General features: G+C 33.3%; 9 protein-coding genes. 6 read left to right on the top strand and 3 right to left on the bottom strand.

Annotation, left to right across the window (positions count from 1 at the left end):
* The first annotated feature begins 42 nt into the window (after nucleotides 1–42).
* From AAON49_RS11770 to AAON49_RS11780, 3 genes are all read left to right on the top strand, one after another.
* On the top strand, nucleotides 43–858 hold the full coding sequence (locus AAON49_RS11770; protein WP_349554817.1) for an enoyl-ACP reductase FabI: 816 nt from the start codon (nucleotides 43–45) through the stop codon (nucleotides 856–858).
* A 141-nt stretch (nucleotides 859–999) separates the two neighbouring features.
* A complete protein-coding gene (locus tag AAON49_RS11775; RefSeq protein WP_349554819.1) occupies nucleotides 1,000–3,078 on the top strand; it encodes a T9SS type A sorting domain-containing protein in 2,079 nt (692 codons plus the stop codon).
* A 79-nt stretch (nucleotides 3,079–3,157) separates the two neighbouring features.
* Nucleotides 3,158–4,114 (top strand): glycosyltransferase family 2 protein, encoded by a 957-nt coding sequence (locus AAON49_RS11780; protein WP_349554820.1) that lies wholly within the window; start codon nucleotides 3,158–3,160, stop codon nucleotides 4,112–4,114.
* On the opposite strand, the gene AAON49_RS11785 is transcribed toward AAON49_RS11780, so the two are convergent.
* From AAON49_RS11785 to AAON49_RS11795, 3 genes are read right to left on the bottom strand one after another with little or no spacing between them, the layout of a single operon-like run.
* Nucleotides 4,053–6,587, bottom strand: coding sequence for a beta-mannosidase (locus AAON49_RS11785; RefSeq protein ID WP_349554821.1), 2,535 nt, complete (start codon nucleotides 6,585–6,587; stop codon nucleotides 4,053–4,055). The two genes, AAON49_RS11780 and AAON49_RS11785, sit on opposite strands and share 62 nt — an antisense overlap.
* On the bottom strand, nucleotides 6,580–7,299 hold the full coding sequence (locus tag AAON49_RS11790) for a copper homeostasis protein CutC (RefSeq protein ID WP_349554822.1): 720 nt from the start codon (nucleotides 7,297–7,299) through the stop codon (nucleotides 6,580–6,582). The genes AAON49_RS11785 and AAON49_RS11790 overlap by 8 nt, the downstream gene beginning before the upstream one ends.
* Nucleotides 7,299–9,599 (bottom strand): beta-N-acetylhexosaminidase, encoded by a 2,301-nt coding sequence (locus AAON49_RS11795; RefSeq protein ID WP_349554824.1) that lies wholly within the window; start codon nucleotides 9,597–9,599, stop codon nucleotides 7,299–7,301. Before AAON49_RS11795 ends, AAON49_RS11790 begins: the two co-directional genes overlap by 1 nt.
* A gap of 63 nt (nucleotides 9,600–9,662) precedes the next feature.
* On the opposite strand from AAON49_RS11795, the gene AAON49_RS11800 reads away from it, so the two are divergent.
* The 3 genes from AAON49_RS11800 (at nucleotide 9,663) to AAON49_RS11810 (ending at nucleotide 14,976) form a co-directional block, all read left to right on the top strand.
* Nucleotides 9,663–12,575: a GH92 family glycosyl hydrolase gene (locus tag AAON49_RS11800; RefSeq protein ID WP_349554826.1), complete on the top strand. Its 2,913-nt coding sequence runs from the start codon at nucleotides 9,663–9,665 to the stop codon at nucleotides 12,573–12,575.
* A 92-nt stretch (nucleotides 12,576–12,667) separates the two neighbouring features.
* Nucleotides 12,668–13,666 carry an isoaspartyl peptidase/L-asparaginase family protein gene (locus AAON49_RS11805; protein ID WP_349554828.1) on the top strand — a complete coding sequence of 333 codons (999 nt, stop codon included), beginning with the start codon at nucleotides 12,668–12,670 and terminating at the stop codon, nucleotides 13,664–13,666.
* Between the two features lie 2 nt (nucleotides 13,667–13,668).
* A complete protein-coding gene (locus tag AAON49_RS11810) occupies nucleotides 13,669–14,976 on the top strand; it encodes a sugar MFS transporter (RefSeq protein ID WP_349554829.1) in 1,308 nt (435 codons plus the stop codon).
* Nucleotides 14,977–14,985: the final 9 nt, after the last annotated feature.

Here is a 14,985-nt window from a genome sequence, read left to right on the forward strand (position 1 = left end):
GAGTATATTTGTCCTCTTAAAACATCAACTAAAATTTTAAGTATGTCTTACAACTTATTAAAAGGAAAAAAAGGAATCATTTTTGGAGCGTTAGACGAAAATTCTATCGCATGGAAAACGGCTGAAAGAGCTCATGAAGAAGGAGCAGAGTTTGTGCTAACGAATGCACCAATAGCAATGAGAATGGGAGGAATTAAAGATTTAGCAGCTAAAACAGGTTCAGAAATCATTCCTGCTGATGCAACATCTATGGAAGATTTAGAAAATCTTGTCGAAAAATCTATGGAGATTTTAGGAGGAAAAATCGACTTCGTATTGCATTCTATTGGAATGTCAGTAAATGTACGTAAAGGACGTCATTATACAGATTCTAAGTATGATTTCACGACCAAAGGATGGGATGTTTCTGCAGTGTCTTTTCACAAAGTGATGAATGTATTGTACAACAAACAAGCGATGAGTGAATGGGGAAGTATTGTTGCATTAACATACATGGCTGCGCAACGTGTTTTTCCAGATTATAATGATATGGCCGATAACAAAGCTTATTTAGAAAGTATTGCTCGTAGTTTTGGTTATTTCTTCGGACGCGATCACAAAGTAAGAGTAAATACAATATCTCAATCTCCAACACCAACTACTGCTGGAAGTGGGGTAAAAGGATTTGATGGATTTTTAGCTTATGCAGAAAAAATGTCGCCATTAGGAAATGCTACCGCATTAGAATGTGCAGATTATACCATTTCATTATTCTCAGACTTAACAAAGAAAGTAACCTTACAGAATTTATTCCATGATGGAGGATTCTCTAACATGGGAGTTAGCGATGCAGTAATGGATAAATTTACTGAAGAATAAGGAAATATTAATGAATAAAAAACAGGCTGCAAATCAAGTGATTTGCAGCCTGTTTTCTTTGCCCCAAAGAAATAATATTAAGTTCAATTTTTTTTTTCGGTTTTAAAAATGTAATTTGTTGACAATCAATCAATTTATTATATGAAAAAAATTACTTTACTATTATTACTTTTTATGACTTCTATTTCCTTCTCTCAAGTAACTATTGGGACTGGAGATGATGGAAGTTCGTTTAACTCTCCCCCAATAAATCCATATTACGGATTTTCTTATTCGCAATCTATTTATTTAGCTTCTGAAATTGGAGCCAGTGGAGATATTACATCAATTGAAATAGCGCTAAATGCTGGAACAGATATATCATCTGCTGATGATATGGTAGATGTATGGATTGGTCATACAACAAAAACAAGTTTTAGTTCAACTTCAGATTGGGTGGATGTAACCACTCTAACACAAGTTTTAACAAGTGGTACTGTCACAGCTTCTGGAGATGTTTTAACTATTACTTTTAGCTCGCCTTTTACGTACAACGGAACAGATAATTTAATCATTGCTGTAGATGCCAATGAGTCTGGTTTTGGATCAAGTAGTGATTATACATTATCAACTAATGGACCAAATGCAGACATGACTTTAGATCATAGAAGTGACTCTGTGAATTCAGATCCTACTACACCAGAGACAGGAACATTAAGACAAAACAGAGGAAACATCACATTTAATGGGATTACTCAAGCTTGTCCTACACCTACAGGGTTAATGGCATCCTCTACTTCTACTACTGAAGCTAGTATTTCGTGGACAGCTGGAGGATCTGAAACTGATTGGACTTATGAATTTGGATTAGTAGGTTTTGCACAAGGAGCAGGAATTGGAGGAATGGTTGCAGTTACTACAAATTCTGAAAGCTTAACAATGTTAATTCCAGGAGAAACCTATGAAGTTCGCGTGCAAGCTAACTGTGGTGGAGGTAATGGAGATAGTAATTGGGTTTCTACAACATGGACACAGCCTTTGCCACCACCGCCAAATGACTTGCCAGCTAATGCTATACCGTTAATGTTAGACCCAGGATTGACATGTGGAGCAAACGGAATTACAGGCATATCTAATGGTGGAACTACAGATTCTGGAGTCTCAGCTCCTAGTTGTGGAAGCTATGGAACACCAACAAATAGAGGAGATTTATGGTATACAGTTGTTGCACCTTCAACAGGAGAAATTACTTTTGATGTAAACAATGTAACTGGGTTGACCTCAGTTGCAGGAGCATTTTATTCTGGAACTGTTGGGTCTTTAACTGAAGAATCGTGTACTGAATTTAGTTCTGGATGGCCTTGGACAGTTTCTGGTCTTACAGCAGGAAATACTTATTATGTTAGAGTATGGGATTATGGTAATGATCAAACCGGAACCTTTGATTTATGTGGTTATTACGCTACTCCGATTGTGCCTAATTACATGAATGATTTTTCAACATACCCTGGTGATGGATGGTCTGAAGCTTCCGGAGCATTTATGAATCCAACTGGGTCATCATCATCTTTTACTTCAGATGATTTTGGAAATGATGCTGGAAGCCCTAATGGACAGTCAGCTAGAGTAAATATTTTTGGTACAACAACAGATGAATATTTAATTACTCCAGCGTTCGATTTATCTGGAGCAACGTACTATCTGAATTTTGATATAGCTTATACTGAGTTTTCAACAACAGCAGCTGCTACTTTTGGATCTGACGATTATGTAGCCTTATTAGTAACTCAAGACGGAGGAACAAACTGGACTGAGTTAACACGATGGGATTCTGGAAGTACTATTAGTAATACTGGTGAAGCTGCTAGTGAAATTATGCTTTCTGGATACGGAGCAAACGTAAAATTTGCATTCTATGCTTTTTCTGATACAAGTAATGAAGATAATAATTTCTATGTAGATAATTTCCAAGTTACTACTACTACTTTAAGTACAAGAGATAATGAGGAGATAGCAGGATTCTCATTGTATCCTACAGTTGTAAAACAAGAATTAAACTTTACAGCTCAAGAAAACGTAAGTGAACTGTCTGTATATAATTTATTAGGACAAAAAGTATTTTCTTCTAAACCTAATCAGGCAAATTCATTTGTAAACTTATCTAGTTTAAGAAGCGGAATTTACATTGTAAAAGTAAAAGTAGGAGATTTAACAGGATCGTATAAAATCGTGAAAGAATAAATACATTTTACTAAAAAATAAAAACGCAAACCTTTTAAGGTTTGCGTTTTTTGTTTAGACATTTTTGTAAATTTCCAACTTGAAATTAGAATTCTCCATAATTATTCCTATTTATAATCGACCTCAAGAAGTTGAAGAACTATTGTCTAGTATTTCTCAGCTTAATTTTTCAGGTAATTTTGAGGTAATTATTATCGAAGATGGTTCTTCAAATAGGTGTGATACAGTTGTAGATAATTTCAAGTCTAAACTCGAAATTCAGTATTTCTATAAAGAAAACTCGGGTCCTGGTGCCAGTAGAAACTATGGAATGCAAAGAGCGAATGGAAATTACTTTATCGTTTTAGATTCTGATGTAGTACTTCCTAAGCAATACTTAAACGTAATTGATAAACGATTAAAAGAAAACTATACTGATGCATTTGGCGGACCTGATGCTGCGCATCCAGATTTTACTTCTCTACAAAAAGCCATTAATTATTCTATGACTTCATTTTTAACTACTGGAGGAATCCGTGGTAAGAAAAAAGGAGTTGGTAAGTTTCAACCTAGAAGTTTCAATATGGGAATTTCAAAAAAAGCTTTTGAAGCTACTCAAGGTTTTTCTGATATGAGGGCTGGAGAAGACATCGATTTAACTTTTAGACTTTGGGAATCAGGTATAGAAACACAATTGATAGAAGAAGCTTTTGTATACCATAAAAGAAGAAATACAATTTCAAGTTTTTTCAATCAAACATTTGCTTTTGGTACAGCTAGGCCTAAGTTGAATAAAAAATATCCTAAGACAAAGAAGTTAACTTACTGGTTTCCGAGTTTATTTGCTTTAGGGTTTGATCTCTCTATTTTATTGGTATTCTTTGGATATTGGCAATTATCCGCTTTTTTCGGCTTGTATCTCATAGCTCTCTTTTCAGATGCAACTGTAGAGAATAAAAGTTTTAAAGTAGGTTTCTTGAGTATAATTACTTCACTTACTCAGTTTTTTGGGTATGGTTTTGGGTTTTTACAATCCCGGTTTTTTCCGAATACATAATTTCATTGAGACTTATAACTTTCAAATCATCAATAGTATTTGAAGTTGTTTTGAAGAAAATTTTTCTTGTTTTTCCAGGGAATATGTCAAAAAAGTTATCTGAGAAATGACCTTTTTCATTTGTGAATAAGAAAACATCTTTTTGCAAAGAAGAAGCATTTATTTCAATGAAAAAACCGCCTTTTGTTTTTTGGATAGACTGATCTATATGAGCTTTAGGAAGTGTAAGCTCTTTGGGTTTTGTAAAATAAAACTGTGATGATTGATCTTTAAAAGAAGTAATCATTACTACTTCACTTTGATTCATGCTGAGTTCATCTATTGATAATTCATGAGCCTTAGTACTCGAATTTCCATTAACAGAAACCTTCTTTTTTGCAGACCATAATTCTTTTCCATAAAAATCGATGATTTTAAGAGTTAAGGTATCTGTACTATTTCGTAATTCATCATTAATGATGTAAGTTGAGACAATATTTTCTTTTTGCTTAGATGAAATCAAAAGATTCTCAAAGGATCTTTTAGCTTTATACTGCAAGGCTTTCCAATTTCCAAAATAATCAATACTCGACCAAGAAACCACAGGCCAGCAATCATTTAACTGCCAATACAAACTTCCCATATTATAGGGTCTCGATCTACGATGAGCTTCAATAGCCATTGTTATTCCTTTAGCTTGCGTTAATTGACTCAAATAGACATATTCTCTATTTCTATTTACATTAGGGTAATCTCGCTTCATATACTCATCAATTAATTGAAATCCTCTAGAATGTTTTTGATGCGACTTTATAGCACTGCTATTAATATCATCAATATTGTCATTTTGATTGATGTACGTAATAGTCTCAAAACTTGGAAAAGATTGAAAGCCAAATTCACTCATAAACCTTGGTACATTCTGTTCAAAATGCTCAAAAGGATAGCCATCATGCCATACCCACCAATCATGAGCATCTCCTTCTGTTTTATATTTTGGATTACCGCGTCCGTATTTAGGAGAACTTTCCCAGTAAGAAGTTTCACTCAATCGATCAACAGTATAAGGTAAGATACTATCAAAGACTTTTTTGTAATTGTCCCAAATCTCTTTTTTCTGATCTTCAGTTTTACCATTTTGCCAACCCCAACGATGCCATCCTTCTGAGTTTTCATTATTTCCACACCACAAAGCAATACTTGCATGGTTTCTTAATCGAATTACTTGATCGATGGCTTCTTGTTGGATATTTTTAAGGAAATTTTCATCTCCAGGATACATAGCGCAAGCAAACATGAAATCTTGCCAAACTAAAATCCCTTTTTCATCACATAGATCATAAAAAATATCATTCTCATAAATTCCACCTCCCCAAACTCTAAGCATATTCATGTTGGCATTCACAGCATCATCTAAAAGACTTTCATAGTGCTTTTTACTCACTTGGTTTTGGAAGCTATTTTGAGGAATATAATTGGCTCCTTTCATAAAAACAGGAACATTATTTACCTTAAAATAAAAAGATTCTCCAATGCTGTCTTTTTCAGTAACCAATTCAATGGTTCTAATACCGCGTTTGATTCTTTTTGAATCTAAAACTTTTCCTTTTTCAATAAGCTTTATGTCTATACCGTATAAATATGGCTCTCCTATATTATGAGGCCACCACAGTTTAGGTTTGTTTATTGAAATAGGAAGAGTGTAATCATAAATTCCTTTTTCTAATTGCAAGGTCTTTTGAAATGTTTCTCCATTTACCTTGGCAATCACTTTAACTTCTGAAGATATATCAGATTCTATGGTTAATTGTGTATAAAGTGATGCATCTGTTTCTGTAATCATTCCTTGAGAAACAAAGACATCTTTTAAGATTATATCATCCCAAGATTTTAAATAAACATCTTTCCAAATACCAGATGTATTAAGCTTAGGTCCCCAGTCCCAACCATATTGAAATTGTGCTTTTCTAGTAAAAACTCTATTTCCTTCTGGCAGTTCGTAATCTAGTTTCTCTTTTTCCTTTTCTTCTGAGATAGAAGTACTTTCAAATTCTATTTTTAATTCGTTGTTTTTTGACAAAACCGACTTAACAGGAATCTCGTACTTGCGAAATGCATTATTGGAAGATAAGATCAATTTGTTGTTAAGATATACCTTAGCATAAGTGTCTAAACCTTCAAAATTGAGTTCAATGTGTTTTTTTTGCAAGGTTTTTTCATCTACAGAAAATATTGTTTTATAGATCCAAGTAGAATCTGAAACCCATTGTACTTTTTCTTCATTTGTTTTCACAAAAGGGTCTTCAATAATTTTGTTATCTAAAAGATCTGTAAAAATATTTCCAGGAACTGTTGCTGTGCGCCAATCGGATTCGTTTTTCGATTTGAAAGACCAATTTGTATTTAATTTTTGAACGGTAGGAGTTTCATCTTTAGGTTGACAACCAAGTAGAAAGAATCCTAGGATAAAATATGTAAAGAGTTCTTTATTCATTGAGATTACTGATGATGTTCTTTATCTTTTGAATATCAGAAAATGTAAGTTTTGTTTCATCGAACAATTTAGAACTATTCATAGAAATTTTTGGACTTTCAATGGTTTGAATTTGAGAAGAAGCAGATAAATGAACTTCATCAAATCCAGCTTCTTTAAACAAATGAACGTTTTTTATATTGATTCCACCTCCAGGTAAAATACTAATGGTTGTTTTGTCTTTAAGCTCTTTTAATAAAGAGATTCCTTTTTCGGCGGTTGTTTGTTGACCTGAGGTCAATACTCTAGCTACGCCTATTTTTGAAAGTTTTAAAATTTCTTCTTTTGGGTTATTAACCCAATCAAATGCTCTATGAAAGGTAAAACTCATAGGTTGAGAGCTTGCAACTAATTCTTGTGTTCTATGTATGTTAATTGTATTGTCAGAATTCAAAATACCAGAAACTATTCCTGCACAACCTAACTCTTTACATAGTAAGATGTCTTTTTTCATAATTTCAAACTCTTCATCAGAATAGGTGAAATCTCCACTTCGAGGTCGAATTAATACATGTACCGGAATGGAAATGTTTTGCATTACTTTTTTCAATAATCCGTAAGATGGAGTAATGCCACCCAAAGTAAGCTCGGAACATAATTCTATGCGGTTAGCTTCAGCTTTTTCTGCGTTGATAGCTGATTGGTAAGAATTAGCGCAAATTTCTACAATCATTATTCAATAATTATTTCGTCAATAAAAGTCCATGCTTTGTTGCCTGCTCCTTGTTTTCCTTTCTGAATGATACCATAGTTGGGAATCGTTATTTCAATAAATTGACACTCCATATCTTCAAAAGTTTTTTGGTAGTTAGAAATTAAAGATTGACGATCTTTAACTCTGCCAATGCTAGCATGAGTTCTACCTCCTTTTAACTTTAATTCCATGCCTATTTCTTTTGGCGCATAAATCCATTGACCGTTTCCATTATGAAAACGAGTAGAAATAGAATTAATTTTTGTTGGTTTTCCTAAATCTATTGTAATGGTAATATCTTCACCCCAGAAACCTAACCATTCTTTATCGCCATAACGTTTGTTGTTTCCAGAGATTCCATTAATTAAAGCTTTTTTTCCACCCTTGTTATAAGCTGCATGGGGTTCTTTATCTATTGTAATTTTCTTTCCTACAGCTTTATGTAAATTGATTTGTTCTTCAAACTCATAACCCAAAGCTCTCTTTTCATCATCACCAACCATAGCTTTAATCGTCATGGTCTTATCAACATAAATAGGCTGTTTATATAGTAATGTAGGTTGACTACCATCTATAGAGTAATAGATAGATTTTGATGTAGAAGTAGAATGAAGTTCATAAGTTAAACCACCTTCTGTATTGTTTAACTTTCCTTTTACCTCGTAAATGTGATTGGCATAATTAACACCCAAAGCATCTAATCTTTTTTGAAACTGCTCTAAACGTTGGATAAAATCTTTATAATTTTTGTTTTTTGACGATGACCAAACCACTTCACTTAAAGCGATAGCTCTAGGAAAAGCCATATATTCTACTTTCTCTTGATTAGTTATATACTCTGTCCATACATTTCCTTGAGCTCCTAATACGTATTTTGATTCACCCTCGGTCAATTCTTTTGGAATAGGATTAAACGAATAAACCTTTTCTAAAGGCAAATAACCTCCAATAGCTATAGGTTCTTTTTCGTTATCTGATTGATAATAATCAAAATAACAATGCGAAGTTGGAGTTAAAATAACATCATGATGTTCTTTGGCAGCTTCAACAGCACCATTAATTCCTCTCCATGACATTACAGTTGCATTAGGAGCTAAACCTCCTTCCAAAATTTCATCCCATCCTATAATTTGTTTTCCTTTAGAATTGATGTATTTCTCCATTCTCGAAATAAAATAACTCTGCAAACCATGCTCATCTTTTAGCCCTTTTTCTTTGATTAACTTTTGACAATGATTACAGTTTTTCCAGCGAGTTTTAGGAGCTTCATCTCCACCAATATGAATGTATTTTCCTGGGAATAACTCAACAACTTCATCTATCACATCTTCTAAAAATTGAAAGGTTGATTCTTTCGGACAATAAACTTCCTCAAAGATCCCCCATTTTGTAGCAACTTCAATTTGTTTTCCAGTACACCCTAATTCTGGATAAGCAGCAATGGCAGCTTGTGAATGTCCAGGCATTTCAATTTCAGGAATCACATTAACATGTCTTTTTTCAGCATACGCAACAATATCTTTAATTTGTTCTTGGGTGTAATAACCACCATATTTTTTTCCATCAAACTGATGAGGAAGATCGCTATAATGTCCAACTAAAGTTTCTTTTCTGTAAGCTGCAACTTCTTGAAGTTTTGGGTATTTTTTAATTTCTATTCTCCAACCTTGATCCTCTGTTAAATGCCAATGAAATGTATTCATTTTTAGCTGTGAAATTAAATCGATAAATTTTTTTATAAACTTAACAGAATAGAAATGTCTACCTACATCTAAATGCATTCCGCGATAAGAGAATTGAGGAGCGTCAGAAATCTCTAAACATTGAACAGGAACAAAACTGTTCTTATATTTTTTACTTTCAAAATCGCTGGGGAGTAATTGACGCAAACTTTGAAAACCATAAAAAGCCCCTTTCGAAGATTTGGCTTTTATCAAAATAGAATTAGGAGTTATTGAAAGCTGATATCCTTCTTCATTTTTTAAAGACGTATCTAATTGAAAACTTATTTTCTTCTCTGTTTTGGAATCACTTAATTTAATAGAGCTAGAAGATTCTATATAATCTTTGAAAAATAAAGCCACACTTTTGAATTCATCATCATAACTTAAAAAAGTGCTATTATCTATAGAAAACACACCATTATTTACAGTGAGGGCTTCAGGAACAGGAACTATTGAAGGTGTTATTGGTTTTATTTTTTCTCCATTACATGCTGTTTGTAGTAAAATTAATGTCGTACATGCGAGAACTTGCGTTGTTCGTCTAAAAAGCCCCATTTGTCAATTGATTGATTATCGTTATCTTGCTAATTTAGACAAAAAAATAAACTGATAATTTCGATGAAAAAATATTTTTCTATCACCATTTTAGCGATTCTAATTTCCTTTGTTTCTTGCGAAAAAAAACAACCTCCAACCAAAGCTAAAAAAGATAAAGCTTTAATTTCATACGTGAATCCATTTATTGGAACTGGTGGTCATGGTCATACATACCCAGGAGCAACTATGCCATTTGGTATGATGCAATTGAGCCCAGATACTCGTTTAGATGGCTGGGACGGATGTTCAGGATATCATTACTCAGATGAGTTTATTTATGGTTTTTCTCATACACATTTGAGTGGAACAGGAGTTTCTGATTATGGAGATATTTTGTTGATGCCTACAAATAAAGTTGTTTTCAATAATGGAGCAAATAAGAAAGAAGGTTACCGAGCTCATTTTTCGCATGAAAACGAAACTGCCGAGCCTGGATATTATAAAGTTTATTTAGACGATACAAATATTCATGTTGAATTAACTGTCTCCAAAAGAAGTGGAATTCATAAGTATAATTTCCCTAAGAAAGAGAATCAAATAATTATACTGGACTTAGAACACAGAGATGAAGTGTTGGATTTTAAAATAGATCAGCACGACAAGCATACATTATCAGGTTTTAGGCATTCAAAAGCCTGGGCAACCAAGCAAATGTTGTTCTATCACATGGAGTTTTCACATAAAATTGCGGGAATTGATTACAATAAAGAAGGTTCAATTGCAGCGATTGAGATGATCAACCCTAAAAATGAACCTGTTTATGTAAAGATTGGAATTTCTCCTGTTGATGAAGAAGGAGCTAAAAAGAACTTAAAAGCTGAGATAGGAGATAAGTCATTTGATCAAGTTAAAAAAATAGCTCAAGAAGAGTGGGAAAGTCAATTAGAAAAAATTGTCATTGAAAGTACAAACAACGATTATAAAACGAACTTTTATACATCAATGTATCATTCTATGATTGCGCCTAACTTATATCAAGATGTAGATGGTAAGTATAGAGGAATGGATTTGAAAGTACATGAAACAGAGAATTTTGACTACTATACAGTGTTTTCTTTATGGGATACCTATCGTGCTGCGCATCCATTATATACTATTTTAGAACAAGAAAGAACAAATGATTTTATCAATACATTTTTGGCAAAATATGAAGAAGGAGGTATCATGCCTATTTGGGATTTATCAGCTTGCTATACTGGATGTATGATTGGATACCACGCAGTTCCTGTAATTGCAGATGCTTATTTAAAAGGAATTCAAGGATATGATACAGAGAAAGCTCTAGAAGCAATGAAGCACTCTGCTACTCGCGATAAATTAGGTTTAGAAAGTTATAAGCACTATGGTTTCATTCCAGTAGAAAAAGAGTCTGAATCGGTTTCTAAAACCCTAGAATATGCTTATGATGATTGGACGATAGCCCAAATGGCTAAAGCAATGGGTAAACAAGATGATTATAAAACCTTTACTAAAAGAGCTCAGTTTTATAAAAATATTTATGATCCGGAGAGTCAATTTATGAGAGGTAGATTTAGAAATACTTGGTTTGCTCCTTTTGATCCTTATGAAGTGAATTTCAATTATACAGAAGCTAATTCTTGGCAGTATAGTTTTTATGTACCACAAGATATTACTGGATTTATCCAATTATTAGGTGGTAAAAAAAGTTTAGAAACACAATTAGATAAATTGTTTGTTGCTAAGAACGAAACCTCTGGAAGAAATCAAGCAGATATAACAGGTTTAATAGGTCAATATGCCCATGGAAATGAACCGAGTCATCACATGGCATATTTGTATAATTTTGTCAATAAACCTCATAAAACTCAAGAAAAAGTTTATCAGATTTTAACAGAACTATATACTAATACACCAGATGGAATTTCTGGAAATGAAGATTGTGGGCAAATGAGTGCTTGGTATATTTTTAGTTCTTTAGGATTTTATCCTGTGACACCAGCATCCAATCAATATATTATTGGAACTCCATTATTTGATAAAGCAAGCATAAATTTAGAAAATGGAAAGACATTCACTGTAGTTGCTGAATCCTTATCAGACAAAAATATATACATCAAAGCGGCTTATTTGAATGGAGATAAGCATCCATATTCTTACATCAGCCATCAAGATATTGTTAATGGGGGTAGTTTGATTTTTGAAATGACTGATACTCCTTCAGATTGGGGAACTCAAGACACATATGTTCCTTCAACTGAAATTAAAGAACATCAAATTGTTCCTGCACCATTTATTGCCGAAGGAGACGTAGCTTTTAAAGGAAAGACAAAAATTACATTGGCATCTGTAGATAAAGAATCTGAAATATACTATTCTCTGGGGACTGATTTTGTTAAGTATATGTCACCTTTCGAAATATCTGAGAAGTCTACTTTAAAAGTTTATGCGCAAAAAGGAGAAGGTAAAAGCGCCGTAATTTCAACAGATTTTTATAAAATAGATCCTAATGTTAAGATCGAATTAAAAACTAAATATGCAAATCAATACAATGCAGGAGGAAATGATGCTTTAATTGACGGAATAGTAGGAGCCCAAGATTTCAGAACTGGAACTTGGCAAGGGTATTGGAATGAAGATGTGATTGCTATTGTTGATCTTGGGAAGAATAGAAAGATATCATCTGTTGAGGTAAATTTCTTACGAGATCAACGAAGTTGGATCTTTTTACCAACAAATGTTGAAATTTATCATTCTTTAGATGGAAAACGATTTAGAAAAATAAAAAATTGGAAAGCGCCAAAACCTTTTAATACAGATGACGTTATTATCCAAAAAGTAAAAACTTCTCAAACGATCAATTCAAGATATATTAAAGTTGTTGCAAAAAAATTGGGTAAATTGCCAACATGGCATTTAGGATATCCACATGATGGTAGGTCCTGGATCTTTATCGATGAAATTCAGATTAAATAGTTTAATTAAAATATGTACATATATTTTCTATGTGTAAGAATTTTAGAATTGGAATTTAAATACTAGTTTCATCGGCCTTAAAGCAAATCATAATGAAACGTAGAAAATTTATCCAAAAAGCATCTTTATCAACTATAGGGGTAGTTGCCGCTGTTAATGCAGTAGGATGTGAAACAAAAAAAGAAGAAAATTCAACTGCATTAGTACTAAAAGACCCTGTTAGACCTCTAGTAATAGCTACTTGGAATACCCCTTTAGCAGTTAATGCAGCTGCTGAAGCCTTAGCAAAAGGAGGATCAGCTTTAGATGCTGTAGAATATGGTTGTAGAGTTGAGGAGGCTAATGAAAAAGGACAATCTGTAGGAAAAGGAGGGTTACCAGACAGAGACGGAAATGTAACTTTAGACGCCTGTATAATGGATAGCAAAGGTAACTATGGAGCTGTTGTATGTGTAGAAAATATTATGCACGTTATTTCTGTAGCTAGAAAGGTTATGGAAGAAACACCTCATGTGCTATTAGCTGGAAAAGGAGCTGAGCAGTTTGCAGTTTCCCAAGGTTTTGAAAGAGAAAACTTGTTAACGGAAGCTTCTAAAAAAGCTTGGGAAAAATGGAAAGTAAAATCAGAATATAAACCTATTATCAATATAGAAAATCACGATACCATTGGTATGTTGGCAATTGATAAAGATGGGAATATTTCTGGAGCTTGTACAACAAGTGGATTGGCATATAAATTGGCAGGACGAGTAGGAGATTCTGCAATCATTGGATCTGGATTGTTTATTGACAATGAAGTTGGAGGAGCAACGGCCACTGGCTTAGGTGAAGAGGTATTAAAAACTGTAGGAAGTTTTTTAATTGTAGAATTAATGCGACAAGGAAGAACTCCGCAACAAGCATGTGAAGAAGCTATAGGAAGAATTGTAAATAAACCAGATAGTAATTTTAAAAACTTTCAGGTAGGATATATCGCTGTTAATAAACAGGGAGAATACGGAGCATATTCTATTCATGAACATTTTAGTTACAACCTATACAAAGACGGAGAAAATAAAAACCACAAATCAGATTTTTATAACAAAAAGTAACGATGACTCAGCAAAACAAATCTTACAAAAGTGCCTTTATATTTTTAACCACCTTGTTTTTTTTATGGGGGTTCATAACAGTTTTTGTTGATCCACTAATTCCAAGATTGAAAGAGGTTTTTGAACTTACAAATTTTCAATCTGGATTGATTCAATTATCTTTTTTTGGCGCATATTTCCTATTGTCGATTCCCACTGGGTTTATACTTTCTAAGATTGGTTATAAGAAAGGAATAATCTTGGGACTCATTATTATGGCGCTTGGATGTATATTGTTTTACCCTGCAGCTTCTTCAAGAATCTATATAGTATTCTTACTAGCAGTATTTGTTTTGGCAAGCGGAATGACAGTTTTACAAGTTGCAGCCAATCCATATGTTGCTGCACTGGGCTCAGAGGAAGGAGCATCTAGCCGATTAAATTTATCGCAAGCTTTTAATTCGTTAGGAACTGCAATAGCTCCGGCAGTTGGAGCAATGTTAATTTTGAGTGATGACATAAAATCTTCAGAAGAAATAAAGTTGCTGTCTACAACAGCAAAGGAAGAATATTATAATTCTGAAGCAGCAGCTATTCAATCGCCATTTTTAGGCATGGCAGGATTTATTTTTTTGTTAGTATTGATTTTTCTATTTGTAAGGCTTCCAAAGATTTTAAGTGGGAGTGCGCCAAAAGAAGGCTATTTAAAAGTCTTAAAGAATAAGTATTTACGTTTAGGAGCTATAGGCATCTTTTTTTATGTTGGTGCAGAGGTAGCTATAGGTAGTTATTTAGTTGATTATTTTATTGACATGCAGCTTTTTGATGCTATTAAGAACAATGAGTTCATGAAAAACATTTCTGAAGGAATATTGCGTGAAGACTTAAGCAAAATTGATAACAAAGCAATAGTTGGTGCATTTGTTACATTTTATTGGAGTGGTGCTATGGTAGGTCGATTTATTGGTGCCTACCTAACCAAGGTGTTAAAACCTGCTAAAGTTTTAAGCGCTTTCGCTATTGGAGCTTTACTTATGGTTACACTATCTATGTCAACTACAGGATTTATTGCTATGTGGAGTATTTTAACTGTAGGGCTTTTTAATTCTATTATGTTTCCAACTATTTTCACTTTGGCTATAGATGGCTTGGATGACTTAAAACCACAAGCTTCTGGTATCTTGTGTACAATGATTGTTGGTGGAGCTATTATACCTCCTTTATATGGTAAACTTACAGACGACTTTGGATTTAAATTAGCATTAGTTCTTGTAATATTATGTTATGGATATATCTTCTTTTACGGAAGATTAAGTAATAAAAAAGCATAAAAAACCCCG

It is taken from the genome of Pseudotenacibaculum sp. MALMAid0570, from assembly GCF_040151415.1.
Taxonomy (GTDB): domain Bacteria; phylum Bacteroidota; class Bacteroidia; order Flavobacteriales; family Flavobacteriaceae; genus Polaribacter.

Coding starts and splice junctions, on each gene's coding strand:
- AAON49_RS11770 (WP_349554817.1), top strand. CDS start 43: ATGTCTTACAACTTATTAAAAGGAAAAAAAGGAATCATTTTTGGAGCG.
- AAON49_RS11775 (WP_349554819.1), top strand. CDS start 1,000: ATGAAAAAAATTACTTTACTATTATTACTTTTTATGACTTCTATTTCC.
- AAON49_RS11785 (WP_349554821.1), bottom strand. CDS start 6,587: ATGAATAAAGAACTCTTTACATATTTTATCCTAGGATTCTTTCTACTT.
- AAON49_RS11790 (WP_349554822.1), bottom strand. CDS start 7,299: ATGATTGTAGAAATTTGCGCTAATTCTTACCAATCAGCTATCAACGCA.
- AAON49_RS11795 (WP_349554824.1), bottom strand. CDS start 9,599: ATGGGGCTTTTTAGACGAACAACGCAAGTTCTCGCATGTACGACATTA.
- AAON49_RS11800 (WP_349554826.1), top strand. CDS start 9,663: ATGAAAAAATATTTTTCTATCACCATTTTAGCGATTCTAATTTCCTTT.
- AAON49_RS11805 (WP_349554828.1), top strand. CDS start 12,668: ATGAAACGTAGAAAATTTATCCAAAAAGCATCTTTATCAACTATAGGG.
- AAON49_RS11810 (WP_349554829.1), top strand. CDS start 13,669: ATGACTCAGCAAAACAAATCTTACAAAAGTGCCTTTATATTTTTAACC.